Source organism: Streptomyces ossamyceticus, assembly GCF_001418475.1.
Lineage (GTDB): Bacteria > Actinomycetota > Actinomycetes > Streptomycetales > Streptomycetaceae > Streptomyces > Streptomyces ossamyceticus.
Genome location: NZ_LIQX01000413.1, coordinates 1 through 734, shown reverse-complemented (window position 1 = coordinate 734; position 734 = coordinate 1). Strand labels below are relative to the sequence as shown.

The following is a 734-nucleotide window of genomic DNA, read 5'->3' as shown; positions in this document are numbered from 1 at the left end:
TCACCGGCACCCTGCGCACCGTCACCTGGGGCCTCCTCGCCCTCGGTGCCACCGTGGCAGCAGCAGCCTGGCTCACCGGCCTCCTCGGGCGACGTCCGCCAGCACCGCCAACGCCTCCGCCAGCTCCCGCGGACCCGCCGACGCAAGTCCCAGCCGGACGCAGTTGAAGGGGCTGGCCTTGGCCCGCCCCGCCCTCCGCACCGGCCGCCCAGCCCCTTCCGACAGCCCCGACACCGCCATCGCCGACATCGCCGTGGATGCCATCGGCACCCCCGACGCGACCGCGGGCACGCTGAACGCCGGTCCCGGTGTCACCGCCACCCCGCGTTCCGCCGCCGCCGCGCAGAACGTGTCGGCCCGCCAGGGCTCCGGCAGTTCCCACCAGGCGTAGTAGGCGCGCGCGTCCCCGCGTACGGCGAACCCGGCGAGGCCCTCGCGCACGAGCCGCTGCCGGGCCGCCGCGTCCTCGCGCTTCGCGGCGACGAGCCGGGCGACCGTCCCGTCCGCGATCCACCGCACCGCCGCCTCCAGGGCGAACCTCCCCGCGGCCCATCCCCCGGACCGCAGCGCGTCCCCGGCCTCCTCGGCCCGCCCCTCGGGCGCCACGAGGAACCCGACGGTCAGCCCCGGCGCCACCCGCTTGGACAGCCCGTCCACGACGTACACCCGCTCCGGCGCGTACGCCGCCAACGGGCAACACACCGCCCACGCACCCCCGTGCCCCCTCCGCGGAC

The 734-nt window shown here is 77.8% G+C and carries 1 protein-coding gene; it reads right to left on the bottom strand.

Going from position 1 to position 734, the window contains the following annotated elements:
* Positions 1-72: 72 nt before the first annotated feature.
* Positions 73-734, bottom strand: a 662-nt coding sequence (locus AOK15_RS27655; RefSeq protein WP_157870385.1) for an aminotransferase class I/II-fold pyridoxal phosphate-dependent enzyme, incomplete at its 5' end; no start/stop codon positions are given.